At 71.7% G+C, this 23,575-nt stretch carries 24 protein-coding genes, 1 tRNA gene and 1 pseudogene; 15 read left to right on the top strand and 11 right to left on the bottom strand.

Annotated features, from left to right (window positions below):
- Positions 1-158 precede the first annotated feature (158 nt).
- Positions 159-707, top strand: a complete 549-nt coding sequence (locus tag AC08OT_RS02710) for a hypothetical protein (protein WP_476596910.1) — start codon at positions 159-161, stop codon at positions 705-707.
- Positions 708-749: 42 nt separating this feature from the next.
- Here AC08OT_RS02710 and AC08OT_RS02705 read toward each other — a convergent pair whose 3' ends face one another.
- Positions 750-947: a hypothetical protein gene (locus AC08OT_RS02705; protein WP_006541195.1), complete on the bottom strand. Its 198-nt coding sequence runs from the start codon at positions 945-947 to the stop codon at positions 750-752.
- A gap of 399 nt (positions 948-1,346) precedes the next feature.
- Positions 1,347-3,032, bottom strand: a complete 1,686-nt coding sequence (locus AC08OT_RS02700) for a dolichyl-phosphate-mannose--protein mannosyltransferase (RefSeq protein WP_476591941.1) — start codon at positions 3,030-3,032, stop codon at positions 1,347-1,349.
- A 40-nt stretch (positions 3,033-3,072) separates the two neighbouring features.
- Between AC08OT_RS02700 and rsmI the strand changes: the two genes are divergently transcribed.
- On the top strand, positions 3,073-3,957 hold the full coding sequence (gene rsmI, locus AC08OT_RS02695) for a 16S rRNA (cytidine(1402)-2'-O)-methyltransferase (protein WP_476591940.1): 885 nt from the start codon (positions 3,073-3,075) through the stop codon (positions 3,955-3,957).
- Positions 3,958-3,970: 13 nt separating this feature from the next.
- Here the strand turns inward: rsmI and AC08OT_RS02690 are convergent, their stop codons facing one another.
- Positions 3,971-4,522 (bottom strand): YdcF family protein, encoded by a 552-nt coding sequence (locus AC08OT_RS02690; protein ID WP_476591939.1) that lies wholly within the window; start codon positions 4,520-4,522, stop codon positions 3,971-3,973.
- A gap of 149 nt (positions 4,523-4,671) precedes the next feature.
- The gene (locus AC08OT_RS02685) at positions 4,672-5,928 is read right to left on the bottom strand and encodes a type 1 periplasmic-binding domain-containing protein (RefSeq protein WP_476602500.1); all 1,257 of its coding nucleotides are present in this window, start codon (positions 5,926-5,928) and stop codon (positions 4,672-4,674) included.
- A 124-nt stretch (positions 5,929-6,052) separates the two neighbouring features.
- Here AC08OT_RS02685 and AC08OT_RS02680 point away from each other — a divergent pair, with 124 nt between their 5' ends.
- Positions 6,053-6,877 (top strand): TatD family hydrolase, encoded by an 825-nt coding sequence (locus AC08OT_RS02680; protein ID WP_476594828.1) that lies wholly within the window; start codon positions 6,053-6,055, stop codon positions 6,875-6,877.
- Positions 6,871-7,749 (top strand): 16S rRNA (adenine(1518)-N(6)/adenine(1519)-N(6))-dimethyltransferase RsmA, encoded by an 879-nt coding sequence (gene rsmA, locus AC08OT_RS02675; RefSeq protein WP_476602506.1) that lies wholly within the window; start codon positions 6,871-6,873, stop codon positions 7,747-7,749. The genes AC08OT_RS02680 and rsmA overlap by 7 nt, the downstream gene beginning before the upstream one ends.
- A gap of 48 nt (positions 7,750-7,797) precedes the next feature.
- Here rsmA and AC08OT_RS02670 read toward each other — a convergent pair.
- The 4 genes and pseudogenes from AC08OT_RS02670 to AC08OT_RS02655 form a co-directional block, all read right to left on the bottom strand.
- Positions 7,798-8,820 (bottom strand): annotated as a pseudogene (locus tag AC08OT_RS02670) (tryptophan--tRNA ligase); the annotation flags it as partial.
- Positions 8,821-8,933: 113 nt separating this feature from the next.
- A complete protein-coding gene (locus AC08OT_RS02665) occupies positions 8,934-9,908 on the bottom strand; it encodes a ribose-phosphate diphosphokinase (protein ID WP_462186364.1) in 975 nt (324 codons plus the stop codon).
- Between the two features lie 308 nt (positions 9,909-10,216).
- Complete coding sequence (gene glmU, locus AC08OT_RS02660; RefSeq protein ID WP_476602499.1) at positions 10,217-11,827, bottom strand: bifunctional UDP-N-acetylglucosamine diphosphorylase/glucosamine-1-phosphate N-acetyltransferase GlmU; 1,611 nt, start codon at positions 11,825-11,827, stop codon at positions 10,217-10,219.
- A gap of 229 nt (positions 11,828-12,056) precedes the next feature.
- Positions 12,057-12,128, bottom strand: a tRNA-Gln gene (locus tag AC08OT_RS02655).
- Positions 12,129-12,513: 385 nt separating this feature from the next.
- On the opposite strand from AC08OT_RS02655, the gene AC08OT_RS02650 reads away from it, so the two are divergent.
- Complete coding sequence (locus tag AC08OT_RS02650; protein WP_476593138.1) at positions 12,514-13,533, top strand: acyl-CoA desaturase; 1,020 nt, start codon at positions 12,514-12,516, stop codon at positions 13,531-13,533.
- Between the two features lie 25 nt (positions 13,534-13,558).
- Here the strand turns inward: AC08OT_RS02650 and AC08OT_RS02645 are convergent, their stop codons facing one another.
- Together AC08OT_RS02645 and AC08OT_RS02640 are read right to left on the bottom strand one after the other, a co-directional pair.
- The gene (locus AC08OT_RS02645) at positions 13,559-15,427 is read right to left on the bottom strand and encodes an ABC-F family ATP-binding cassette domain-containing protein (RefSeq protein WP_476593137.1); all 1,869 of its coding nucleotides are present in this window, start codon (positions 15,425-15,427) and stop codon (positions 13,559-13,561) included.
- A complete protein-coding gene (locus AC08OT_RS02640; protein WP_476593136.1) occupies positions 15,424-16,455 on the bottom strand; it encodes a 4-(cytidine 5'-diphospho)-2-C-methyl-D-erythritol kinase in 1,032 nt (343 codons plus the stop codon). Before AC08OT_RS02640 ends, AC08OT_RS02645 begins: the two co-directional genes overlap by 4 nt.
- 423 nt (positions 16,456-16,878) lie before the next feature.
- Here AC08OT_RS02640 and AC08OT_RS02635 point away from each other — a divergent pair, with 423 nt between their 5' ends.
- From AC08OT_RS02635 to AC08OT_RS02590, 10 genes are all read left to right on the top strand, one after another.
- The gene (locus AC08OT_RS02635) at positions 16,879-17,364 is read left to right on the top strand and encodes an Asp23/Gls24 family envelope stress response protein (RefSeq protein WP_462186369.1); all 486 of its coding nucleotides are present in this window, start codon (positions 16,879-16,881) and stop codon (positions 17,362-17,364) included.
- A complete protein-coding gene (locus AC08OT_RS02630; RefSeq protein WP_476593135.1) occupies positions 17,361-17,828 on the top strand; it encodes a hypothetical protein in 468 nt (155 codons plus the stop codon). The genes AC08OT_RS02635 and AC08OT_RS02630 overlap by 4 nt, the downstream gene beginning before the upstream one ends.
- Positions 17,825-18,172 carry a GTP-binding protein gene (locus tag AC08OT_RS02625; protein WP_476593134.1) on the top strand — a complete coding sequence of 116 codons (348 nt, stop codon included), beginning with the start codon at positions 17,825-17,827 and terminating at the stop codon, positions 18,170-18,172. The genes AC08OT_RS02630 and AC08OT_RS02625 overlap by 4 nt, the downstream gene beginning before the upstream one ends.
- A 153-nt stretch (positions 18,173-18,325) precedes the next feature.
- On the top strand, positions 18,326-18,514 hold the full coding sequence (locus AC08OT_RS02620; RefSeq protein ID WP_462186371.1) for a DUF2273 domain-containing protein: 189 nt from the start codon (positions 18,326-18,328) through the stop codon (positions 18,512-18,514).
- 65 nt (positions 18,515-18,579) lie between these two features.
- A complete protein-coding gene (locus tag AC08OT_RS02615) occupies positions 18,580-18,894 on the top strand; it encodes an Asp23/Gls24 family envelope stress response protein (RefSeq protein WP_476593133.1) in 315 nt (104 codons plus the stop codon).
- Positions 18,895-18,993: 99 nt separating this feature from the next.
- Positions 18,994-19,563 carry a DUF6286 domain-containing protein gene (locus tag AC08OT_RS02610; RefSeq protein WP_476593132.1) on the top strand — a complete coding sequence of 190 codons (570 nt, stop codon included), beginning with the start codon at positions 18,994-18,996 and terminating at the stop codon, positions 19,561-19,563.
- On the top strand, positions 19,560-20,228 hold the full coding sequence (locus tag AC08OT_RS02605; protein ID WP_476593131.1) for an Asp23/Gls24 family envelope stress response protein: 669 nt from the start codon (positions 19,560-19,562) through the stop codon (positions 20,226-20,228). Before AC08OT_RS02610 ends, AC08OT_RS02605 begins: the two co-directional genes overlap by 4 nt.
- 177 nt (positions 20,229-20,405) lie before the next feature.
- Positions 20,406-21,026 carry a 50S ribosomal protein L25/general stress protein Ctc gene (locus AC08OT_RS02600; RefSeq protein ID WP_476593130.1) on the top strand — a complete coding sequence of 207 codons (621 nt, stop codon included), beginning with the start codon at positions 20,406-20,408 and terminating at the stop codon, positions 21,024-21,026.
- 33 nt (positions 21,027-21,059) lie between these two features.
- Positions 21,060-21,653, top strand: coding sequence for an aminoacyl-tRNA hydrolase (gene pth, locus AC08OT_RS02595; protein ID WP_462203374.1), 594 nt, complete (start codon positions 21,060-21,062; stop codon positions 21,651-21,653).
- Positions 21,654-21,845: 192 nt separating this feature from the next.
- A complete protein-coding gene (locus AC08OT_RS02590; RefSeq protein ID WP_476593129.1) occupies positions 21,846-22,499 on the top strand; it encodes a PIG-L deacetylase family protein in 654 nt (217 codons plus the stop codon).
- A gap of 72 nt (positions 22,500-22,571) precedes the next feature.
- Here the strand turns inward: AC08OT_RS02590 and AC08OT_RS02585 are convergent.
- Positions 22,572-23,575, bottom strand: a 1,004-nt coding sequence (locus AC08OT_RS02585) for a glycosyltransferase (RefSeq protein ID WP_476602498.1), incomplete at its 5' end; no start/stop codon positions are given.

The raw sequence follows: 23,575 nt of genomic DNA, 5'->3' as shown, positions 1-23,575 counted from the left end.
GGGTGTGCGGGTGTGCGGGTGTGCGGGTGTGCGGGTGTGCGGGTGTGCGGGTGTGCGGGTGTGCGGGTGTGCGGGTGTGCGGGTGTGCGGGTGTTGCCGGATGCGCCCTGGTGGGGTCTCGGTGCTCGGGCCCCACGGCGGCCACCTACGATCACGCTATGGCCGCCCACCCATCGACCGCCGAGGACGGTCGTGCCGCGTTGGTGATGTTCGCCCGGGGTGACCGGGTCTTCCCCGTCGACGACCTCGGTGGCGGGGTCTGGTCGCGGCGCGGCACGGTACTCGCCGTCCACCCGGCCGGCCGTCGCGAACCGGCCGGGAACGCCGACCCCGTGCGGGTCGAGTCGGCCCGCGGTGTGACCCCCATCACGGCCCGAGCGACCGTGCTGTGGGACGACAGCACCGCGGAGGTGATGGCGGAGGACCAGCTGTGTCTTGTCTACGACCAGGAGGCACCTGTCGGTATCCGGGTCGTCACGCTGCCGATGGTCGAGTCGGTGGACGTGGTGCAGCACGGTGGCCACGTGGTGCTGGTCCTGCGCGACGGTCTACTGACACCCGCCGACGTGGAGATCCTGCGCGACAAGCTGCGCTCGGTGCGTGCGGCGCTGGCCTCCACACGGCCGGATCCGTCGTCCGTCGCCGAGCTGCGCCGCCGGGATCTCGACCTGCTGCGGGCCCTGATCGCCCAGTTGACCGGGGGATAGCCCGGCACCGCGGGGGTACAACCCGGCTCGGTGCCGGACGGCTCAGGACGTCGAGTAGGGGCCGGGGCGCACCCCGGGGCCGTAGGCGTTGCCGTTCATGCCGGCCCGCGGCTGCTCGGTCATCGCCTGGCTGACCTTCGACGCGATCGCCTCGGTGAGCCGGATCGCCTGGGTCAGCGACAGGTTCAGCACGATCTCGCTGTCATCGGTCATCGCGAAGCGTACCGACACATCCGCCATGGTGGTTCCTCCCAGTCTCGGCCCGCCCGACACCCGTCTCCGGTGGTTGGAGGTCGGAGGGAGGCCCGTTTGGGCGCTCACTGCCGCACGGCCTCGGGGCATGGTGACCGCCCCACCCTCTCGGATCGACTTCTCGAGCTGTACGCGACCCCCCCGTTCAAGGACTAGGGCGGTGCTGCTAGTGGCGTCCTTGTTCGGCTCTTCGTGACCATCAAACTTCGATAACCCCTGTCGCTGCGGCTGTCGCCGTTCCGGCTTGCCGATTCGTAATGGTTGCATCGCCTACGGTGGTGATGCCACGAATGGGGCGCGAAGTCGTGAGTCGGATCACGTTGAGGCGACGCCGCAGGCCTCGTCGGGGTTCACGGGTCGGCACCGTGGGCCTGGTGTGGTGTCCTGTCAGATCCAGCCCGGGAACCACATCCGGGCGCGCCACGAGGAGTAGGGGATCACCTCGGCGGCCAGGATCGGGTAGAAGTACGCGAAGAGCAGCACGACGATGATCGTGTAGATTCCGACCGACAGCGCCCCGACCAGGCGGCGGGTCTCCGACGCCTCGCGCGGGCCGAGGACGAGCCCGGCTAGCGCCGTGATGGCGAGGACCAGGAACGGCAGCGACGGCAGCGCATAGAAGAAGAACATCGTGCGGTTCGGGAGCAGCAGCCACGGCACGAAGGCCGAGCCGAACCCAACCAGCACCAGGGCCGCCCGCCAGTCCCGCCGGGAGACCCACCAGGCGAGCATCGCGACCAGCGCCGCCGTGCCGACCCACCAGATCGCCGGGTTGCCCAGAGCGAGGACCTCCCGGGAGCAGCCGGCCGGATCGTGGCAGCCCGAGGTCCCGTACGCCGGCGAGGAGTAGTAGTACGCGACCGGCCGCGCCATCACCAGCCAGCTCATCGGATGCGACGCGAAGGCGTGCCCCTCGTGGAGTCCCTCGTGGAACTTCAGCACCGCCATCTGGTACTTCCACCAGCCGTGCCACGCGGCGCCGAAGCCGTTGCCGTAGTAGTGGCGGTAGTAGCCGCCGTCGGTGGCGAACCAGCCGGTCCAGGTGGCGAGGAAGGTCACGATGGGGACGAGTAGGAACCCGGCGAACCAGGCCGGGCTGTCCCGGCGCAGTGCTCCCAACACGGGTCGGCGGGCTCCGCCGGTGCGCCGCGCTCCGATGTCCCATGCGAGGGCGAGCGCCGCGAAGCCGATGATCGTGTAGAGGGCGCTCCACTTCACCCCCATGGACAGTCCCAGGGCCACCCCGCAGGCCAGCCGCCAGGGGCGGAACCCCAGCCGCGGCCCGTACGTGTCGAGGAGGCGGTCGGCCCGGATGGGCGGAGCCGCCGCGGTCGGGCCGCTGTCCGGGCCGGCGGCATTGTCCCCCAGAGGTGCTGATCCGGGACCGGAACCAGCTGGTTCCAGGCGGTCGGCGAGCCGGCGGCGGCCGTCGTCCCGGTCGAGCAGCAGACAGGCCAGCGCCACGACGACGCCAGTCATCAGGAAGATGTCGAGGATCCCGATGCGACTCTGCACGAACTCCAGCCCGTCGAGGGCGAGGAGCAGACCGGCGAAGCAGCCCAGGAGCGTGGAGCGGAACATCCGTCGGGCGGCGCGGGCGAGGACCAAGACAGCGAGCGTCCCGAACAGCGCGGACGAGAACCGCCAGCCGAGCTCCGGACTGCCGTGCGAGACCCCGGCACAGTCGGTATAGCCGAACAGACCCTCGGAGGCGGCCATCAGCCACTTGCCGAACGGCGGATGGACGACGTAGGCCGGACCGGAACAGGTCGTCGAGTTGATCTCATACCCGACCGTCAGCAGGCCCCAGGCGTCCTTGGTGTAGTAGACCTCGTCGAAGTAGATCCCGCGGGGCTCTGTGAGGTGCCAGAAACGCAGCAGCCCGGCGACGATCGCGACGGACAGGGTCGCCAGCCACCCTACGAGCGGCGACCGCGGCATCGGTGGGCACAGCCGCTCACGCACCGAGAGCGGCCGACCGCCGGCCGGGCCGGAGGAACCCGGGCCGGCCACCCGCGCCGCGTCCCCGCGACCGGTCGCCGTCCAGGGCAGGTGGGCCGTCGTCGCCGTCACACCGATCAGGGTAGGTCCTGGCTCCTGACAGACTGGTCGGGTGCCCGGGACCCTGGTGCTGTGCGGTGCCCCCATCGGCGACGTCCGGGACGCCAGCCCTCGGCTCGGCGAGATCCTTGCCACCGCGGATGTGATCGCCGCCGAGGACACCCGCCGGGTCCTACGGCTGGCGCACGCGCTCGACGTGACGGTGTCCGGGCGGATCGTGTCGTGCTACGACGCGGTGGAAGGCACCCGGGCCGCCCAGCTCACCGACTACCTGCGCCAGGGTGCCACCGTCGCGCTCGTCACCGACGCCGGGATGCCCGCCGTCTCCGACCCCGGGTTCCGGGTCGTGGCCGCAGCCGCCGCCGCGGGGATGGCCGTGACCGTCGTTCCCGGTCCGTCCGCTGTCACCGCGGCCCTGGCCGTCAGCGGGCTGCCGACGGACCGCTGGACCTTCGAGGGCTTCCTGCCGCGCAAGGGCGGCGACCGGCGTGGACGCCTTCGCGACCTGGCCGGCGAGCCGCGGACGATGGTGTTCCTGGAGTCCCCGCACCGGCTCGTGGCCGGCCTGCGCGACCTCGTCACGGCCTTCGGCGCCGACCGTCCGGCGGTGCTCTGCCGCGAGCTGACGAAGACCTTCGAGGAGATCGTCCGCGGCGACCTCGCCGATCTGCTCGGCTGGGCCACCGACGGCCGGGTTATCCGGGGGGAGTTCACGCTGGTGGTCGCCGGCGGTACCCGGGGCCGGGCCGGGCCAAGCGTGGCTGGGCCGATCATCGACGGCAGGATCCTGGTCGCCGAGGTAGCCCGACGAACCTCGGCGGGGATGTCCCCGAAGGACGCGCGCAAGGCCGTGGCCGCCGAGTACGGCGTCTCCCGCAACGAGGTCTATGCCGCGGAGCTCGCCGCCCGGGCCGGGGACCGGGCCGACGGGCGCTGAGCACGGTCGGCGGTCAGCAGTGGTGTTGGAGAACGAGGGCCTTGCCCAGGGCCGCCCACTCGTAGGCGATCACGTACGGCCAGGCCCGGCGCGGGGGCGGGACCCCCTGCATCCGCGTCTCGCCGTCATAGCAACGGTCGAGGCGCAGCCGGGCGCGCGTGCTCTGTGAGGTCGAGGCGACGACCATGAGCGAATGCCACCCGCGGCGTGCCGCCGCCGCGGAGGTCCACCGCGACTCGCCCTGGGTCGTCCGCGGATCGGGCGAGAAACAGATCACCTCGACCCCGGGAATGGGCCCGGGGCACGGGTCCTTCTCCGTCGGCGCCGAGACCGCGAGCACGGGTGCGTAGCCGGCCCGCGTGAGTGCGACGGCGCGTTCGAGCCGTCCCGGACTCCCGGCGAACATGACGATCGCGTCCACCGGGGCGGGAGCATCCTGGTGCGGAAAGACGAACAGCCGGGCCGTCGCCACCGCGAAGGCCACCGTCAGGCCACCGAGGATGCCCACTGCGGCCCGGCGGCGCCACGGCCCCGCGGGAGCACGACCGAGTGGACCCGCTGCCATGTTTCCCCCTCCGCGGGCCGCCAAGTGCCGCCGTGAGTTTCTCAGTACCACGGCGGCACCCGAACCAATCACCGTTCACCCGCTCCGGGTGGTCCACCGCTCCGGACGGTTCACCCGCCCCGGATGGCCCGTCGGCGGCGGAGGCCCACTCACGTGGTGGGGAGTGTGCGCGAGGCCGGAGGCGTCCGAGGCTGCGCGGTCCGAGGCTGCGCGGTCCGGGGCTGCGTGGTCGGGGGCTGCGCGGTCGGGGGCGTCGTCCCCGATCCGGCCGTCGGCGTGGGAGGGCTGATCGAAAACGTGCCCGTCCCCGGCGAAGTCCGCGACGCTGTCCCCGGGCGGCTGGTGAACAGCCGGGGATGGGCGAACGGTGCCCGCGCCGACTCACGGGGCCAGACCGTCCGGGAGGCACCGGCCTGCCACTGCACGATCGGGATCTGGTGGCCGACCTGGAGCCCCGTCGCCTCGTCCAGCCGGAAGCGACCGAGCAACGTGGTCGTGTCGATGCCCCGGGCGGCGGCGAGCACGGAGGTGTCCTGCACGCCTCCGCAGTAGCGAATGGCCCGTCCCAGGATCAGCCCGGTGACGTAGGCCCAGGCCGCCGTTTCGGTCGGCGCGACGCCGTGCAGGGCGGTGAAGTCGGCGGTGAACTCCCGCGCGGTCGGACCGGTCGCGGTCGGCTGGGTGTTCTCGGGCATCCAGCTGCCCGGCGCCAGCAGCTGCTCGCGCAGGTCGCCCAGGCTCGCGGTGGCCTGCGCACTGACGGCCGTGGAGAAGGCGGCCGCCCGCCACGGCCGGCGCAGCAGGATGTTCGCCGCCGCCAGCTCGTCGTCCGGGCCGGCGTGGACGATGAGGATGTCGCCCGGGGGCAGCCGGGTCGCGGTGAGGGCGGCCTTGCCCGGGGGGAAGACGTGCGAAGCCACCTCGAACGACTGCGCTACCGCGGCGGCCTTCGTTACCGATGTGATCTCGACGGCGGTGTCCCCGGAGGCGAGCAGGACGACCTTGCGGGCCCGTCGATCGGCCGCCCGCACGGCGGCGAGGACCCCGCGCGGCCAGGTCGAGGTGGCCGCGGCGATGTTCACGACGTTCGGGAAGGCCTGCCGGACGAAGCGCGTGGACGGGGCGCCGGTGTTGAAGACCACCCGGTCCGTCGCAGCACAGGCCGCGAGTGCCGCCCGGTGGCCGTAGGGTCCGAGCAGGGCGTCGGGTCCCGCGGCCACCGCGGCGCGCATGGCGGCGGCCGGATCGGGATACGCGTCGTAGGCGGTGAGACTCACCTCGTCCCAGGGCGGTGGGAGGCGTTCGTCACGCGCCCACAGGGTGACCCCTCGTAGCCCGGCGAGGCCCTGGGCGGCGTCGGGACCGGTCAGCGGGGTGACCAGGGCAACGGTCAACGGTGTCGTCATCGCGTGGGGTCCTTGCGCTTGCTCACCCGATTAGCGTCCCATGCCGGGTTGTCTGGCACACTCGGCGGCGGTCGTAGACTTCAGACTTCAGGAAACGAAGGGCGGGCACGGGAGGGCGGGCGAGGTGGCGCGAAACTCTGGCCGGTCGGGTGATCCGCCGCCACCGCCGGACCCTCTTCCCGTGGCCGTGGTCGACAGCCACTGTCATCTCGACCTGATGGGCACCGAAGTTCCGGCGGCGATCGCGGCGGCCCGGGCAGTTGGTGTCACGCGGGCCGTCACCGTCGGCATCGACCTGCCCACCAGCAGATGGCAGGCCGAGGTCGCCGCGGCGCATCCGGAGATCTACGCCGCCGTCGCGATCCATCCTAACGAGGCGGCCCACGGGGTCACCGAGGAGACGTTCGCCGCCATCGCCGAGCTGGCCCACGCCGATCGCGTGCGCGCGATCGGCGAGACGGGCCTGGACTACTTCCGCACCCCACCCGAGGCGCATGCCGCGCAGCAGGAGAGCTTCCGGCGCCACATCGCGATCGCCAAGGAGACCGGCCGGGCGCTGATGATCCACGACCGGGACGCCCACGACGACACGCTGCGCATCCTCGGCGAGGAGGGCGCCCCGGAGAAGGTCGTCTTCCACGCCTTCTCCGGGGACACGGCGATGGCGAAGATCTGCGCGGACGCCGGGTACGTGATGTCGTTCGCCGGTAACGTCACCTTCTCCAATGCCGCCAATCTGCGGGAGGCGGCGGCCGTCGCCCCGGCGGATCTCATCCTGGTGGAGACCGACGCGCCGTTCCTCACCCCGACCCCTTGGCGGGGCCGGCCCGGCGGCCCGTACCTCATTCCGCTGACGCTGCGGGTGCTGGCCGAGACCCGCGGCGTCGGCGTCGCCGAGCTCGGCACGCACATCGCCGCAAACGCGGAGCGGGTGTTCGGGCCCTGGTAGACACCGACGCGCTGTTCTCGCCGGCTGAGCTTCGGGCCCTCGCGCACGAGCTGGACCTGCGGCCGACGAAACGGCGCGGGCAGAACTTCCTCGTCGACGCGAACACCGTCCGCCGGCTGGTGCGGCTCGCCGGCGTCGGCCCGGACGACACGGTGCTGGAGATCGGGCCAGGACTCGGGTCGATGACCCTGGGGCTCGTCGAGGCGGCGAAGGCCGTCGTCGCTGTCGAGGTGGATCGCCCCCTCGCCGCGGTCCTGCCGGTGACCGTGGCCGCCCGGCTGCCGGCCGACGTCGCCGAGCGGTTGCGCGTGGTGGCCGCCGACGGTCTGCGGGTTACCTCGGCCGACCTGCCCGCCGACGTGGCTGCGCCCGGGGTGCTCGCCGCGAACCTGCCCTACAACATCGCGGTGCCGCTGCTGCTCGGGCTGCTGGAACGGCTGCCCTCGCTGCGCCGCGGGCTGGTGATGGTCCAGGCGGAGGTCGCCGACCGGCTCACCGCGCCGCCGGGCAGCCGGGTGTACGGGGCGCCCAGCGTCAAGCTGGCCTGGTATGCGCACGCCCGGCCGGCCGGCGCGGTGCCCAGACCGGTCTTCTGGCCGCAGCCGAATGTCGATTCAGGGCTGGTGGCCTTCACCCGCAGGCCCCTGCCCGGTCCGGCGCGGCTGCGGGCGGACGTTTTCGCCGCGATCGATGCCGCGTTCGCGCAGCGCCGCAAGACCCTGCGTACGGCCCTGGCGCCCTGGGCCGGATCGCCCGCCGCCGCCGGGGAACTGGCGCGTGCCGCCGAGGTCGATCCCGGTGCCCGGGGCGAGACCCTCGATGTCGCGGCCTTCTGCCGGCTGGCCGCCGCCCGCGCCGCCCGTTCCGACTGACCCGTCCGGTGGAACGGGCGGGGGAGGGCGGAACAGCGGGGGAGACCAGAGCGGGGAAATCCCGATCGCGCGCCGGACCCCGGCGAGCACTGGCCGGGCCCGGTCGCGGGCCCGCTCGGTACCCGCCGCGAGGATGTCGTCCAGCTCGCTGTCCGGGGTGATGAGCTCGGTGTAGCGCTCCCGCAGCGGTGACAGCCAGTCGTTGAGCGTCCCGAACAGGGCGTTCTTCACCTCGCCCCATCCAGTGCCACCCTGCTCCAGACGGCTGCGCATCTCCTTGATTGCCTCGGGAGCCGCGAAGTTCTCGAGCAGGACGAAGGCCGCGGAACTGTCCGGGTCCTTCGGGTCCGCCAGCGGGGTGCTGTCGCTCACGATCCCACGGACGAGTTTCCGTAGCTGCTTCTCCGGCGCGAAGAGGGGAATGGTGTTCCGGTATGACTTGCTCATCTTGCGGCCGTCGATGCCGGGCAGTACCTTCGCCGAGATCCCGGCCGGGAGGACCACCTCCGGGATCTTCAGGCTGAACACGTCACCGAACAGATGGTTGAAGGAGCCGGCGATGTCGGCGGCGTATTCCACGTGCTGCGACTGGTCCTGACCGACGGGGACCACGTCGGCATTCATGATGAGAATGTCGACGGCCATCAGAATCGGATAGTTGAACAGGCCCATGTTGATGCCGGCATCCAGATTGGGGACGCCGGCCTCGGCGTTGCGGTCACGGGCTGCCTTGTAGGCGTGGGCCCGGTTCATCAGACCCTTGCCGGTGACGCAGGACAGCACCCAGGCCAGCTCGAAGATCTCGGGGACGTCGGACTGGCGGTAGAAGATCGTGCTCGTCGGGTCGAGTCCGAGCACGAGCCACGTGGCCGCCACCGAGCGGGTGTAGCTCGCCAACTCCTCGCGACTACGCACGGATGTCAGGGCGTGATAGTCGGCGACGAAATAGATCGACTCGTAGGTCGAGGTGAGCTCCAGCGACGGCCGGATCGCTCCGATGTAGTTGCCGAGGTGCGGCTCGCCCGTCGGCTTGATCCCGGTGAGAGACACCTTCGGCTGTTGCGCTGCCATGGCAGGGCAGTCTACGGACGCGGGGCAGCCGCCGGGACGCCCCAGGTCGTTCTTCGCGGCCGTTCGCCTGCCTGCGCCTGTCTCGGTGGCGGGGTGGGAGATCCGAGCCTCGGTCAGGCGTCTCCGCCGAACAGGCCGGTCACCGACCCGTCCTCGAACACGGCCTTGATGGCCGCGGCCAGCAGCGGGGCGATGGACAGTTCGGTGATCTTGTCGATGCGAGCCTCGCTGGGCAGGGGCAACGTGTTCGTGAGGACGACCTCGCTGATCTCCGAGTTCTTCAGCCGGTCGGCGGCGGGGCCGGACAGCACGCCGTGGGTTGCCGCCGCGATGACGCCCGCCGCGCCGTGCTCCTTGAGTGACTCCGCGGCCTTCGTGATCGTGCCGGCAGTGTCGATCATGTCGTCGACGATGACGCAGGTCCGTCCGTGCACCTCGCCGACCACGTCGAACATCTTCACCTGGTTGGGAACGTCCGGGTCACGCCGCTTGTGGATGATGGCCAGCGGGCAGCCGAGCCGGTCGGTCCACCGCTCAGCCACGCGGACCCGGCCCGAGTCGGGGGCGACGACGGTCACCTCGGACGTGTCCAGCTTGGACTCGATGTAGTTGGTGAGCAGCGGCAACGCGAAGAGATGGTCCACCGGCCCGTCGAAGAAGCCCTGAATCTGGGCAGTGTGCAGGTCGACTGACATGAGCCGGTGCGCGCCGGCGGTCTTGAACAAATCGGCGACGAGGCGGGCCGAGATCGGCTCCCGGCCACGGTGCTTCTTGTCCTGGCGCGCATAGGGGTAGAAGGGCGCGACGACGGTGATCCGTTTGGCGCTGGCCCGCTTCAGCGCGTCCACCATGATCAGCTGTTCCATCAGCCAGGTGTTCACCGGGGCCGAATGGCACTGGAGCACGAAGGCGTCGCAGCCTCGAACCGATTCGGAGAAGCGGACGAAGATCTCGCCGCTGGCAAACTCGTAAGCATTGGTGGGGACGGGCTCGACGTCGAGCGCGGCCGCGACCTCCGCCGCGAGGCCCGGGTGCGAACGTCCCGCGAAGAGCATCAGATTGCGCCGGTTCTCGGTCTGGTAGGCCACCGCGTACTCCTCGGGCGTGACGGCGTGGTCGGGCTGGCGTGGGCAGCCCCCGGGCGGGTGACCCGTTCGGGGGAACGGCCGTGAGGCCGCACGGTTCAACACTCGGGCTTACCCGGTCCCGCCCCTGTTGGCGCAGGCGGGACGGTACCCACGTGCCCGGATCGCCGCCCGCGACTCCGGCGATACCCGCCGGCTGCCGCCCGCGGACCCCGGGCCGCCGACCCGGGCGGGGCAGACCGGGGCGGTGTGCATCCCCTCGCTGGCCAGAAGGTTCGGACGGACGTCTCTTTACATTCTGCTTCCCGGTTTTACGTTCTGCTCCCCGCGCCGGGAATACCGGCGATGCCGGCTTCGCCCTTGCCGGTAGGCGGCAACTCACTCCGGTGCGCCACGTCACCCTGATGAACTGGGATCGGCACGGCGGCCTCGGCCGCGGACGGTTGTGGCATTTCATCGGGACGCTCGGGATCTCCGGCACCGTCGGGGGCCGGGACGCCGGCCGCGGCGGCCGCTCGTGCCGCCGGGCTGCCGGGACGGCGGCGGGAGACCCAGCCTTCGATGATCCGTTGCCGCCCCTCCCGGACCGCCAGCGCGCCCGGCGGAACGTCCTCCCGGATCACGGATCCGGCGCCGGTGTAGGCCCCGTCCCCGACCGTGACCGGAGCAACAAGCATGGTATCACTGCCGATCCGGACGTCCGAGCCGATCATCGTGCGGTGCTTGGCCACCCCGTCGTAGTTCACGAAGACCGTCGTGCATCCGATGTTGCTGCGCTCGCCGACCACCGCGTCGCCGACATACGCCAGGTGCGGGACCTTCGTCTGGTTCCCGAGATCGGCCGACTTCGTCTCGACGAAGGAGCCGATCTTGCCTTCGCAGCCTAGCCGGGTGCCCGACCGGAGATGGCTGTAAGGCCCGACCACGGCCCCGGCGCCGATCTCGGCCCGCTCGGCTGTGGTCCGCAGGACGGTCGCGCCCGCGCCCACTGCCGTGTCCGTCAGGGTGCACTCGGGGCCGATGACGGCGCCGCGAGCGACGTGCGTCCGGCCGTGCAGGAAGGTGTTGGGGGCGAGCGTCGTGTCCGGTTCGAGGATGACGTCGGCGTCGATCCAGGTGGTCTGCGGGTCGACGACGGTGGTGCCGGCGCGCATCGCCACCTCGACAATCCGGTCCCGCAGCACCCGTCCGGCGGCGGCGAGCTGGACGCGGTCGTTCACCCCACCGGCTTCGCCGGGATCGTCCACGACCCGCGCGGCCACCGGCCGCCCGGCGGCGACCAGCAGCCCGACGACGTCGGTGAGGTATTCCTCACCTTGAGCATTGTCCCTGGTCAGCCCTGCGAGTGCGGTCTGGAGTGGGCCCGCGGCGAACGCGTACACGCCGGTGTTGATCTCTCGGATCGTCGCGGTGGCGGCGTCGGCGTCGCGATGCTCGACGATGGCCCGGACCGCGCCGTCGCCGTCGCGCACCACCCGGCCGTAACCGGTGGCGTCGTCGACAACGGCCGACAGGACCGTTGCCGCGGCCGCCCGGGCATGGTGCTGGGCCACCAGGGCAGTGAGCGTCGCGCCGGTCAACAGCGGGGTGTCGCCGGGCAGCACGACCACCGTGCCGCTGGGCGCCAGCTCGCCGAGCGCCGCCAAGGCCACCCGGACGGCATGGCCCGTGCCGTGCTGGCGGTCCTGGACGACCGGGACGACCTCGGGAGCCTGCTCCGCCAGCATCGCCGCGACCTGTTCGCGGCCGTGGCCCACGACGACCGCGGTACGCGCCGCCGCGAGGGCTCCGGCCGCGCTTAGCACGTGGTGGAGAAGGGAGCGCCCGGCGATGTGGTGCAGCACCTTCGGTGTCGTCGAGCGCATGCGCTTGCCCTCGCCCGCTGCCAGGATGATGACGGCCGCCGGACGTGATGATGTCACGCGATCTCCCGAGTCTTCGGACCTGGACAGCGGTGGGGCGACGGCGCCCACACTACCCGTCGATCGGAAGGCGCCGGCAGATGCCACGGCCATCCCGGGAACACGCCGGCCCCGGATTGGGAAATGATGTGTGCCTGTCTGCCGCCGTGGTGATGGTGCGGCGGTGCTTCCGGAATATTCTTTTCGATGGTATTACTGATGGTGCCCGGTAGCTCCGGGCCCGGTAGTGCTCCGCCGCCACGACTCGAACGTGGACTAAGAGAACCAAAATCTCCTGTGCTGCCGATTACACTACGGCGGACCGCGAGAAAACATGCCAACTCTACCATCGTGGGGTGGCTCGGATGGTAAAAGCCGGGCCACCGCCGGCTACCCTGCCGGCCGGCCGGCGCGGGCGGGCGTCCCGGACCGGGTTTGGTTGGCTGCCGTTCATCTCTTCGTCGCCCGACTGCCACTGGCTGTCATCTAATAACATCAAATTTTATTAGATGTCGCTATTCGTCATCGGCTTGTCATCGACCTGCCGGTGACCGTGGTGCGCGGCGGTGCCGATCGATCCGGGTCGGCGACCGATGGTTTGTTTGCGTGGCGGACGTAGAGGCGGGGGGACGTTGTCATGTCGGCGGGCTACCGTGGCGGATGGAGCGCCGGCACAGTGGGCCAGCCGCGACGGACGGAACGAGGCGATGACCGCTACCGACACGGTGACACCGAGCGACAATCGGGCACCGCGGGACGACCGCGAACCCACCACGGGCCCGGTTCCCCGCCGGGCTGATCCCGCGAACAGCCGCGGCAACGCCTCGCGGCCCCGTTCGATGACGAAGGCCCGCGTCGAGCAGGTCGTGATGGTGGTGACGATCGTGGTGCCGCTGGTCGCCCTGGCGGTCGCGATCCCGGCGATGTGGGGGCGGTGGATCTCCTGGCGGGACGTCGTCCTCGCCGTGGTGTTCTACGGCATCACCGGCCATGGCGTGACGATCGGCTTCCACCGTTACTTCACCCACCGCGGCTTCCGGACGTCCAGGCCGGTGCGGATCGCGCTGGCGGTCGCCGGCAACATGGCGATCGAGGGCCCGGTCATCCGGTGGGTGGCCGACCACCGGCGTCATCACGCCTTCAGCGACACCGAGGGCGATCCGCACTCGCCATGGCGTTACGGTCCGGGGACGTGGTCGCTGATCAAGGGTCTCTGGCACGCCCACGTGGGTTGGCTGTTCGACGTCGAGCAGACCGACCAGCGTCGGTTCGCCCCGGACTTGCTCGACGATCCCGACATCATGAAGGTCAGCCGTTCGTTCGCGCTGTGCGCGTTCGCCAGCCTCGCGCTGCCCGCCATGATCGGCGGCCTGTGGGGGGGTTCGTTCGCCGCGGCGCTGGAGGCGTTCTTCTGGGCCGGGCTGGTCCGTATCGCGCTGCTGCACCACGTCACGTGGTCGGTGAACAGCATCTGCCACGTCCTCGGCTCGCGTCCTTACCGGTCGCGGGACCGGTCGACCAACGTGTGGCCGCTGGCCCTGCTGTCGATGGGCGAGTCCTGGCATAACCTGCATCACGCCGAGCCGACCTCGGCCCGGCACGGGGTGCGGCCCTGGCAAATCGACACCAGCTTCTACCTGATCAAGCTGATGGAGACCGTCCACCTGGTGCGGGACGTCCGCTGGCCGGACCCGGCGCGTCTCGCGGCGAAACGCGCTACCGCCTGACCGGGCGGCGGGTGGCGGCGGCTTGTCAGCCACCCTCGATCTCGGCGGCGAGGGTGAGCCAGGCCTCCTCGGTGCTGTCCTTGTCCGCGACGACGGCGCGCAGCTCGGCGTCCAGCGTCAGCAGACGCCCATGATCCGTCGCGGCCTCGGCCAGCTCGTGATGCAGCTCCTGCTCGCGTCGGCTCAGCCGGTCTAGGGCGCGCTCGAGCCGGGTCAGCTCCTTGCGGGCGGCGCGCAGCTCGCTCCCGGACAGGGCGGGCCGCCCACCTGTCCGCCCAGCTTCGGCGATGGTGGTGGCCTGTCCGCCGGTGCCCTGTCCGCCGGTGGCCTGCCCGCCCGCTCCGCCGCCGGAGGCCGACGAACCCCGGGATGACGGTGCCCGGGCCGCGGCCTCCTCCCGGGCGGCCGCGCGCCGGGCGAGGTACTCCTCGATGCCGCCGGGCAGCATGCGCAGGTGCCCGTCGCCGAGCAGCGCCAGCGTCACGTCGCAGGTGCGTTCGAGGAAATAGCGGTCGTGGCTGACCACGATCAGGCTGCCCGGCCACGAGTCGAGGAGGTCCTCGAGCGCGGTGAGGGTGTCGGTGTCGAGGTCGTTGGTCGGCTCGTCGAGGAGCAGCACGTTCGGTCTGGCCATCAGCAGGCGCAGCAGCTGCAGCCGGCGGCGTTCGCCGCCGGAGAGGTCCCCGACCCGCGTCCACTGCCGCGACGACGGGAGGCCGAACTGCTCGAGTAACTGGCCGGCGGTCCGTTCCCGGCCTTTCTCGACCTCCAGGACCCGCCCGACCTGTTCGACGGCCTCCAATGCCCGCAGTGGCGCCGGTAGTTCGGCGATCTCCTGGGACAGCAGAGCCGGTCGCACGCTGGCCCCCACCCGGACCCGGCCGGCGTCCGGCGTCACCGCACCCAGCAGCACGCGCAGCAGGGTGGTCTTGCCGGCTCCGTTGACACCGACCAGCCCGATCCGGTCCCCCGGTCCGACCAGCCAGGTGACGTCGTCGAACAACGTCCGGTCCCCGATCCGGACCGTGACATGCTCGGCGTCGTAGACGTCTTTGCCCAGCCGGGATGCCGCGAAGCTGCGCAGCGCCATGGTATCCCGGGGCGGTGGCTCGTCGGCGATCAGCGCATTGGCCGCGTCGATGCGGAAGCGCGGCTTACTGGTCCGGGCGGGCGGGCCGCGGCGTAGCCAGGCGAGTTCCTTACGCAGCAGGTTCTGGCGCCTGGCCTCGGTGGCGTCGGCCCGCCGGGTGCGTTCGGCCCGTGCGAGCACGTACGCGGAATAGCCGCCCTCGTACGCGTCGACGCGCCCGTCCACGACTTCCCAGACCCGTCCGCACACCTCGTCGAGGAACCAGCGGTCGTGGGTCGCGACGAGCAGTCCACCGCGGAAGCCGGCGAGATGCCGGGCGAGCCAGGCGACCCCCTCGACGTCCAGGTGGTTCGTCGGCTCGTCCAGGATCAGCAGGTCGGTGTCCTGGACGAGGAGCCGGGCCAGCGCCACCCGGCGGCGTTCCCCGCCCGACATCGGCCCGACCGGGTCGTCGAGCCGTTCGAGCAGCCCGAGCCCGGCGAGTATGCCCCGCTGCCGGGGATCCACCGCCCACTCGTGCTCGGCGACGGTGCCCACGACAATCTCGCGCACGGTGCGCTCGGCGGGGAGCACGTCGGCCTGCGCCAGGGTGGCGACCCGGGTGGAACCGGCGGGCACGACCCGGCCGGCGTCCGGGGCCACCTCGCCGGCGATGATCCGCAGCAGGGTGGACTTCCCGGCCCCGTTGCGCCCGACGACCCCGATCCGTTCCCCGGCGCCGATCCCCAGGCTCACCCGGTCGAGCAGCGTCCGGGTGCCGAACGCGGCGTCGACGTTCTCGAGGCTGACCAGGACGGCGCTCACGGCGCTTCGCCTGCCCCCTCCACCATCCTGGCGCCGCTCGCCGGCCCGGAGGCCCGGCGTACCGCGCGGGCGACCCCCATCCCGGCGAGGCTTGCCGCGAGCGCGATGTTCTCCTGCGCTCCGGCCGCGAGGAAGGCGCAGGTCGGACCGGAGCCGCTCACGATCGCCCCGACGGCTCCCAGCTCCCGGCCCGCCTCCAGGACGCGGCGCAGGGACGGCCGAAGCCGCAGCGCCGCCGGCTGCAGGTCGTTGACCAGGGCGGCCCCGAGCTGACCGGGGTCGCCGGTGCGCAGCGCGGCGAGCACGTCGTCGGCGGGGGTCGGGCCGGTCCGCAGTTTGCCCTCGGTCAGCCGGTCGAACTCCTTGTAGACCGCGGGGGTGGACAGGCCGCCGTCGGCGAGCGCGAACACCCAGTAGTACTCGCCCGTCGCCAGGACGTCGGTGAGCTGCTCGCCGTGCCCGGTGCCGAGTGCGGTGCCGCCGGCCAGGGGGAACGGGACGTCGCTGCCGAGCTGGGCGGCGAGCCGGGTCAGGGTCGCCCGGTCCAGTCCGGTCTGCCACAGCGCGTCGCAGGCGACGAGCGCCGCCGCCGCGTCGGCGCTGCCCCCGGCCATCCCCGCGGCGACGGGGATGCCCTTCGCCAGGGTGAGATGAACACGTTCCGAGGTGATGCCCGCGGCCTCGGCAACCAGGTGAGCGGCCCGGACGGCGATGTTGTCCCGGCCAGTGGGGACGATGGAGACCTCCGGCGTGGGCGTCGCCGGACCCAGCGACGCCGGGTCGGCGCCCTCCCCGGACACCTCGACGGTCACGACTACGTCCCCGCCGGACCGGCCGTCCCCGCCGTCCCCGCCGCCGTCGCCGGTGGTCGATAGCCCCGAGCCGTGGAACTGCGGGGGATCGACCGACGTCGCCGAGACGTCGTCGAACAGCGAGACGGCCTGCAGCACTGTGATGATGTCGTGGTAGCCGTCCGGTCGGAGCGGTCCGACGCCGAGATGCAGGTTGACCTTGGCCGGGGCTCGCACGGTGACGGTAGCGGGGCCGGCTCCGGCGTTTCGGCGCGGACCCGGGTGGGATCGAGGCAGCGGATGCTCCTTCGCTCGGACGCACGCGCCCGCTGGGCGGCGTGGCGTTCGGTGGCGGCCGGCACCCAAACCTATCCGCCCGCGCCGGGAGCGGATGAGCGTCCGCCCGCGAAGGATCGCGAGGGGCGCAGCGAATCGGCCCCCGGCGACGCGGCGGGGACGATGCGCGCTTCCGTTCAGTAATCGTAGCTGTGCCGACGGGAACGGGTTGTTGTCCGACCGGAGAATTCGGGTATCCCTGATCGTGAACGACCGCACCGGAGAGCGCCCGGACGGATCGTCCCTCGACGTCCCGCTCCTGGTCGGACCCGACCCCTTCCACCGCTTTGGGCGCTCCGACGATGCCGGCCAGGAAGGAGCACCATGACCACCACAACCAGCGCGGCCGGGCCCGAGGCGAAGACCTCGGACGCAGGTGGTGCGCGTCGCACCACCGTGCCGGAGCGCAAGACGTCCACCGAGCTGGTGACCGGCCGGGGCCGGACGTCGATCGCGGACGCCGTCGTCCGCAAGATCGCCGGTGTCGCGGCACGCGAGGTCTCCGGGGTACACAGCCTGGGCTCGGGTGGGGCCCGCGCGATGGGTTCGTTCCGGGCCCGCATCCCCGGCGCGTCGGCCAGCGTCTCCCAGGGAGTCGCGGTGGAGGTCGGGGAACGGCAGGCCGCGATCGACCTCGACGTCGTCTGCGACTACGGGGTCTCCATCGTGGATCTGTCCCACTCGATCCGGCACAACGTCGTCACCTCCGTGGAGGGAATGACGGGCCTGGAGGTCACCGAGGTGAATATCGCGATCGACGACGTCTACATCGGCGAGGAGGAATCGGAAGAGTCGCGGCGGGTCGAATGAGTACGAACCCGACGGCGGCCGGGCCGGTGAGCGGGTTCGCTTGGGATCCGGATGCCGTGGCCCGGACCGTGCTGTCCTGTCCCGGTGTCGTCCGGCTCATCGGCGCGCCGGTCCGGCACGAGGATCGTCACCGCGTTCCGGACGGCGGGGCGGGTGCCGCGGCCGAGGTCGCGACCTACCTTCCGGGCCGCCGGGTGGAGGGGGTACGGGTACGGCCGGACGGGATCCTGGTGCAGATCGTGTGCCGGTACGGGGAACGGCTCGGTGAGCTCGCCGCCCGGGTGCGCGCCGCGGTGCTGGCGGCCGAACCCGGCTGTCCCCGGGTCGACGTCGTCATCCGTGATCTGGCGATTCCGGATCCGGACCTGTCGTGCCCGGAGGGGCCGGACGCGGCGGTGGTCGGTCCGGAGACGCTCCGTTCGGGGGTGCCGGATGCGGGGGTGGCGGAGATGGGGGCGTCATGACCTCCGATCGGCGGCAGGAGTCATCCCGACGCCAGCTCGACGCCGCCCGACGCAGGGCCGAGATCCGCGCGTTCATCCGCACGCACCACCCGGATCGGGGAGGTGATCCACAGGCGTTCGCCGCCGGCCTGCGGGCCCTGCGATCCGCGCCGGACGGGCCGGCTGGGCCGGACGCGCCGGGTGTTCCGGGCGTCCGCCTCACCACCCATCATCGGCCCACCGCCGCGGGCATCCTGTTCGCCTGGGTTCGCGGTCGCGGGCGCCGGTGTCCCGACTCCGCGCGCCGGTGGTGGTCGTACCGCTGGGTGCGGTTCGGCCCCGGCCGTGGTCCTCGGGTGCGCTGAGGCGACACCGGATCCGCGGGACCGCACCCCGGGCCCGGTTCCATGTGACGATCACGCGGGACGCCCCTCGATCTGCCGGTCCAGAGGGGCGGACCGGGTACCGCGGCCGCAGGATGGGCCGGGCTGGATGGGCTGGGAAAGGGGAAGAGCCACATGCGATCGAGCGCGCTTGGCCTGATCATCGGTCTGATCGCCGGACTCGCCCTCGCCTTCGGGGGCTTTGGCGAGTTTCTGATCGTGCTGGTCTTCGGTGCGATAGGGCTGGTTATCGGCAAGGTGGTGGATGGTGATCTCGATATCACCCGTTACGTGGGCGGTGACCGGCGTCGGGGGCGGCGGTGAACGAGAGGGAGCGTGTGCGACCGGGCCGTCCCGCGGGTAGGCGGTCAGGGGCCGGTTCCCTGCGGGTGGCGGACCGGGTTGTCGAGAAGATCGCGGCCATGGCGGCGGCGGACGTTGTCGGCGTTACCGGACCGCCACGCAGATTCCCGCGCCGTGGCGGCGCGCGGCGTCGTGGGCGTGCCGGGCGGCCACGGGTCTCGGCGAAGATGGAGGGAGCCACCGCCCGGCTGACGATGTCGTTCTCCGTGCGTTACCCGATCCCGGTCACGGAGACGGCCGAGCTGGTCCGTTGTGAGGTGCGGGACCGGGTCGCGGCGCTCACGGGTGTGCGCGTGGCACACCTGGACATCGAGATCCCGTCGCTGTCCTCCGATGGGTAGCGGCCATCTTCTGTCCCGCCGGTTCGCGTTCAGAGCACGGGTAACAAGACCACGGGTAACAGGCAAGGCTGGGCTCGGTGAGAGGAGGGTGCCGTGTGGGTGGGGCGTAGAATCGTTGCCGGACTGCTCGCCGCGCTGACCGCGGCCGCCGGGGTCATCACCGTCATCGAGATCGTGGCTGCGGCCGGCGGTGGCAGGGGCTACGCCGTGGTCGACTGGCCGGCGTGGGCGGACGGCCTGGCGGGCACGGCCTGGTCCTCCGGGGCGGTCCGACTGGCCGCGGGGATCTGCGTTCTGGTCGGCCTGCTGCTGATCTGGCTCGGAGCGCGGCGCGGAACGCCGTCCCGACTCACCGTGCGGCGCAGCTGCGCGCAGACCATTGTCTTCGTCGAGCGGCGAGGGCTTGCGCGGGCGCTGAGCTCCGCCGCCCTGACCGTCGACGGGGTGCGGGCCGCCCGGGTTCGGGTCCGTGACCGGACCGCCGACGTCCGCCTGCGTCTTCGGCCGCGTGCCGCCGGTGGCGCGCGGGAGCGCGTGGGTGCCGTCCTGGCCTCCTTGCTCGCCTCCTTCGAACTGGCTGAGCCGCTCGAGCTGCGCATCCAGGCGACCCCACCGGCCGCGGACCGGACCGTCAACGGGGCGGGACGGACCGGTGGCGGTGCGGCATGACCGAGACACGGGCAGCGGGAGGGCAGACCGCCGAGGGCCGCTCGGCGGGTGGCGGGGTACCCACGGAGCCCGGCGGTGGGCCGGCCGGGCTGTCCGAGCCACCGCCCGACCGCCTCAACCGGGTCGCCCTGGTCGGAGTCGGGTTGCTCTGCCTCGCGGCCGGTGTTCTCGCGTTGCTGGTGGGGGCCGGTGCGTTCGGAGACGACGTCGCCGACGAGGCGGTGCTCGATGCCGACACCCGTTCCTACCCGACCTCCCACACCTGGTTCTGGCTCGCCGTGGGGATCGGTTCCGGGCTGGTCGTCCTGCTCGCCCTCGGGTGGCTTCGGGCGCAGACGGCGCTGGCGGCGCGGCGCCGTGGACTCTACGTGACGGATGATGCGCTCGGCGGTGTCCATCTGTCCGCCGCGGCACTGACCGACGCCGTCGAGGACGACGTGTTCGGGATCGCGGGCGTCGAGGCGGTGCGGGCGGTGCTGCGTGGCCGGCGGGAACCCGTGCTGGAGATCGCGGTCACCGTTGTCCCGGGGCCGGGGGTCGCCGGCGTGCTCGACGACATCCGTGGCCCGGTGCTCCATCGAGCCCGGACCGCGGTCGGTCGTCCGCGGCTACCCGCCAAGGTGGAGGTCCGCCCCGCTGCCACCATCCGGCCGCAGGTGCGCTGAGGTGCGGCCCGGCGTGACCGGGCAGGGTGACCAAGGCCGCGACGCACCAAGGGTCTTGACAGAACGGGGTCGTTTCCCCCTTGCCGTGGCGCGTCCGGTACTGTGAAGGACCGCGCCGCGGTGGTTCCACCGCCCTCCGGCGCCGGATCCCCAGTTTAGGAAAGGATGAGCGCCGCCATGTCCGAGGTCCGCATCACCGCGGAGCCGCGCACCGAGTTCGGTAAGGGCGGGGCTCGTCGCACCCGTCGGGCCGGCAAGGTCCCGGCCGTTCTCTATGGTCACGGTAAGCCGCCGCGTCACATTGCGCTGCCCGCACACGACCTACTCCACGCCTTCAAGACCGACGCCGGCACGAACGTCCTGTTGACGCTCGAGCTGGCCGCGGGGACCGAACTCGCGCTCGCGAAGGACGTCCAGCGCCACCCGATCAAGGGCAGCTTCGAGCACATCGACCTCGTGCTCGTAGCCCGGGGCGAGAAGGTCGTGGCCGATATCCCCGTGCAGGTGATCGGGGAACCATACCCGGACACCCTGGTCGACCAGCAGGTCACCACGATTGCGGTGAAGGCCGACGCCACCCGGCTGCCCGGCCCGATCGAGGTCGACATCACCGGGCTCGAGCCGGGTACGAGCATTTTCGCCCGCCAGCTGGTGCTGCCGGCCGGCTCCGAGCTCGACGCCGACCCCGACCTGGTCGTCGTGCAGTGCCTGGCCAAGCGGACGAACGCTCAGCAGGAGGCCTCGCTCGGCGAGACTCCGGTGGCGGAGGAGGCCGGCGTCGCGAGCGCGTCCGTCTAAGCGGATCCGCTCCATCGCCGATGTTGTCTGCCGATGGTAACCATCCCGGCCGACGATGGGCCCTGGCTCGTCGTTGGCCTCGGCAATCCCGGACCGACCTATGCCGGCAATCGGCACAACGCCGGCTTCATGGTCGTGGACCTGCTCGCCGAGCGGACCGGGTCGCGGCTGAAGTCGCACCGTTCCCGGGCCGATGTCGCCGAGACCCGCCTGGCCGGGGCGCGGGCGGTCCTCGCCCGCCCGCTCTCCTTCATGAATCTCTCCGGCCATCCTGTCGCGGCGGCCCGGAGCTTCTACAAGGCCGAGGTCTCCCGGCTCATCGTGGTGCACGATGAGCTTGACATCCCCTTCGGGGCTGTGCGGCTCAAACGCGGCGGTGGGGACAACGGCCACAACGGTCTGCGGTCCATCTCCTCGGCGCTCGGGACACGGGACTACCTGCGGGTCCGGGTCGGCATCGGCCGTCCGCCCGGCCGGATGGATCCGGCCGACTTCGTGCTGCGGGACTTCACCCCGACCGAACGCCGTGAGCTGCCCCTCCTGCTCGAACACGCGGCCGACTCGGTCGAGATGCTCATCGCCGACGGTCTGGAGCCCGCGCAGAACCGCTATCATGCGTTGCTCTGAACCGCTCGACGGACACCGCGTGTTTCTGCCGGTCCGGTGGGCACTCCGGGTGCTTGGGTACTTCAAGTGTTGGTGTGGATGCGAAAGGTCAACGGCATGGCCGGTTGCCGGGAAACCGGGGGGCGGAGGCTTCGTGCACTGGCATGAGCATGAGGGGGAGAGAAAGGGCGGGCGAGCGCGGAGGAGTGCCGGATGCTGGCGTTGACGGCGGGCCCGCCGGCCGATGGTCGGGCATACAGCGTCGTGGCCCTCGGGGCACACGCGGACGACGTGGAGATCGGCGCCGCTGCCACGATCATGCAGTTGCTGGCCGCCCATCCGGAGGCCGCCGTGCACTGGGTGGTCTTCTCGAGCGAGGGCGAGCGCGGCTCGGAGGCGGAGGAGAGCGCGCGTGAACTGCTCGGCTCCTCGCTCGGTTCGCTGCACCTGCACGAGGTCCGGGACGGTTTCCTCCCGCGGGAGTGGAGCGGGGTCAAGGAGGTCCTGCTGCAGATCGCCCGCCAGGTCACCCCGGACATCGTGTTCGCCCCGGCGCTCGCGGATGCCCACCAGGATCACCGGGTGCTCGGCGAGCTGGCGTGGCAGGCCTTTCGCGGGGCGCTTATCCTCGGCTACGAGATCCCGAAATGGGAGGCCGACCGGCTGTCCCCCAGCCTGTACGTCCCGATCCCCGAGGAGACGGTCGGGGCAAAACTCGACCATCTCAAACGTCATTTCCGCAGCCAGCAGGACCGTGCCTGGTTCGACGACGAGACCTTCCGCGCAACCCTGCGGCTGCGCGGCGTCGAGTGCGGGACGCGCTACGCGGAGGCGTTCGACGCCCGCAAGGTGATGCTCACCTTCTGATATGTCTCCCGCCCACCGGTCTCCCGCCCACCACCCTCCTCCGTCGGCCCGGTGAGGCCCGGCGGGAAGGACTCAGGTTGGCGTCAGATGTTCCTGGATGCGACCGATGAGTGCCGCGTGGTCGAGTTCTTGTAGCACGTAGGCCCGGCCGGCTGTTCCGATCTCGGCCGCCTTCCAGGGCTGTTCCAGCAGGCCGCAGGCGGCGTCGGCGAAGGCCCCCGCGTCCTCGGCGACGAGGAGGTGGGTACCGGGCGTCCAGCCGAGGCCGCGGCTGCCGGTGGGTGTACTCACGACTGGCGTTCCCGTCGCCATTGCCTCGATCGCCTTGATGTTCACGCCGGATCCCGAACGCATCGGGTTCACCGACAGGGTGGCCGTGGCGAGGTAACCGGCAACGCTCGGCACGTCGGTGTGCAGCTCCACGCCCTCGAAGCCACCGAGCCATGCCGCTAGGCCCTCCTCCGGACGCCGCCCCACCACCTGGAAGGTCGCGTCGGGATGGCGGACCCGGATCGTCGGCCAGCAGCCGCCGAGGAACCAGCGCAGGGCTTCGATGTTGGTCGGGGTGTCCAGCGAGCCAACAAAGATCAGCTTCTTGCCGGCGCCGTCCCGAGGTGCCGGCTTCCGGCCCGGCGGGGCCGACCCGGCCGGGCCGGTGCCGGTCGGCTCGGTGCCCGTCGATGCGGTGAGGGCACCGACAGGCAGGAACGGCGGCAGGTGGAACGTCGGGATGCTCGCCCGCGTACGCCGCCAGTTGTGGTCTTCCAGCGAGATGTCCGCGATGCAGGTGATGAGCGGAGAGTGGTGCATCGAAAGCTCCGCCAGTCGCAGTTTGTGATACTCCAGCTCGTAGGCGACGGTGCGCGGCCCCGAGCTGTTGCGGGCCAGCACCCGGAAGAACTCCGAGTCGACGTTGTGCGCGCGCACCAGATGTGGCAGCTTCCAGATCCGGGCGACCTCCTCGCCGAGATGCGACGTCCGGCAGCTGTAACTGATCACGGCGTCGGCTCGTGGCGGCGTCGACTCCAGCGCGCGGCGCAACGGGCCGACCGGCCGGGAGGCGTGCATGAATGGCC

Source organism: Frankia sp. CgJB1 (genome assembly GCF_977947065.1).
Note: the sequence above shows the minus strand (reverse complement) of the source record. Positions and strands in the feature narration are given on the sequence as shown.

Bases quoted from the DNA above. Each gene is read 5' to 3' on its own strand.
- AC08OT_RS02710 (WP_476596910.1), top strand. From the start codon at position 159: ATGGCCGCCCACCCATCGACCGCCGAGGACGGTCGTGCCGCGTTGGTG.
- AC08OT_RS02705 (WP_006541195.1), bottom strand. From the start codon at position 947: ATGGCGGATGTGTCGGTACGCTTCGCGATGACCGATGACAGCGAGATC.
- AC08OT_RS02690 (WP_476591939.1), bottom strand. From the start codon at position 4,522: ATGGCAGCGGGTCCACTCGGTCGTGCTCCCGCGGGGCCGTGGCGCCGC.
- AC08OT_RS02685 (WP_476602500.1), bottom strand. From the start codon at position 5,928: ATGACGACACCGTTGACCGTTGCCCTGGTCACCCCGCTGACCGGTCCC.
- AC08OT_RS02650 (WP_476593138.1), top strand. From the start codon at position 12,514: ATGACCGCTACCGACACGGTGACACCGAGCGACAATCGGGCACCGCGG.
- AC08OT_RS02635 (WP_462186369.1), top strand. From the start codon at position 16,879: ATGACCACCACAACCAGCGCGGCCGGGCCCGAGGCGAAGACCTCGGAC.
- AC08OT_RS02630 (WP_476593135.1), top strand. From the start codon at position 17,361: ATGAGTACGAACCCGACGGCGGCCGGGCCGGTGAGCGGGTTCGCTTGG.
- AC08OT_RS02625 (WP_476593134.1), top strand. From the start codon at position 17,825: ATGACCTCCGATCGGCGGCAGGAGTCATCCCGACGCCAGCTCGACGCC.
- AC08OT_RS02620 (WP_462186371.1), top strand. From the start codon at position 18,326: ATGCGATCGAGCGCGCTTGGCCTGATCATCGGTCTGATCGCCGGACTC.
- AC08OT_RS02605 (WP_476593131.1), top strand. From the start codon at position 19,560: ATGACCGAGACACGGGCAGCGGGAGGGCAGACCGCCGAGGGCCGCTCG.
- AC08OT_RS02600 (WP_476593130.1), top strand. From the start codon at position 20,406: ATGTCCGAGGTCCGCATCACCGCGGAGCCGCGCACCGAGTTCGGTAAG.
- pth (WP_462203374.1), top strand. From the start codon at position 21,060: ATGGTAACCATCCCGGCCGACGATGGGCCCTGGCTCGTCGTTGGCCTC.
- AC08OT_RS02590 (WP_476593129.1), top strand. From the start codon at position 21,846: ATGCTGGCGTTGACGGCGGGCCCGCCGGCCGATGGTCGGGCATACAGC.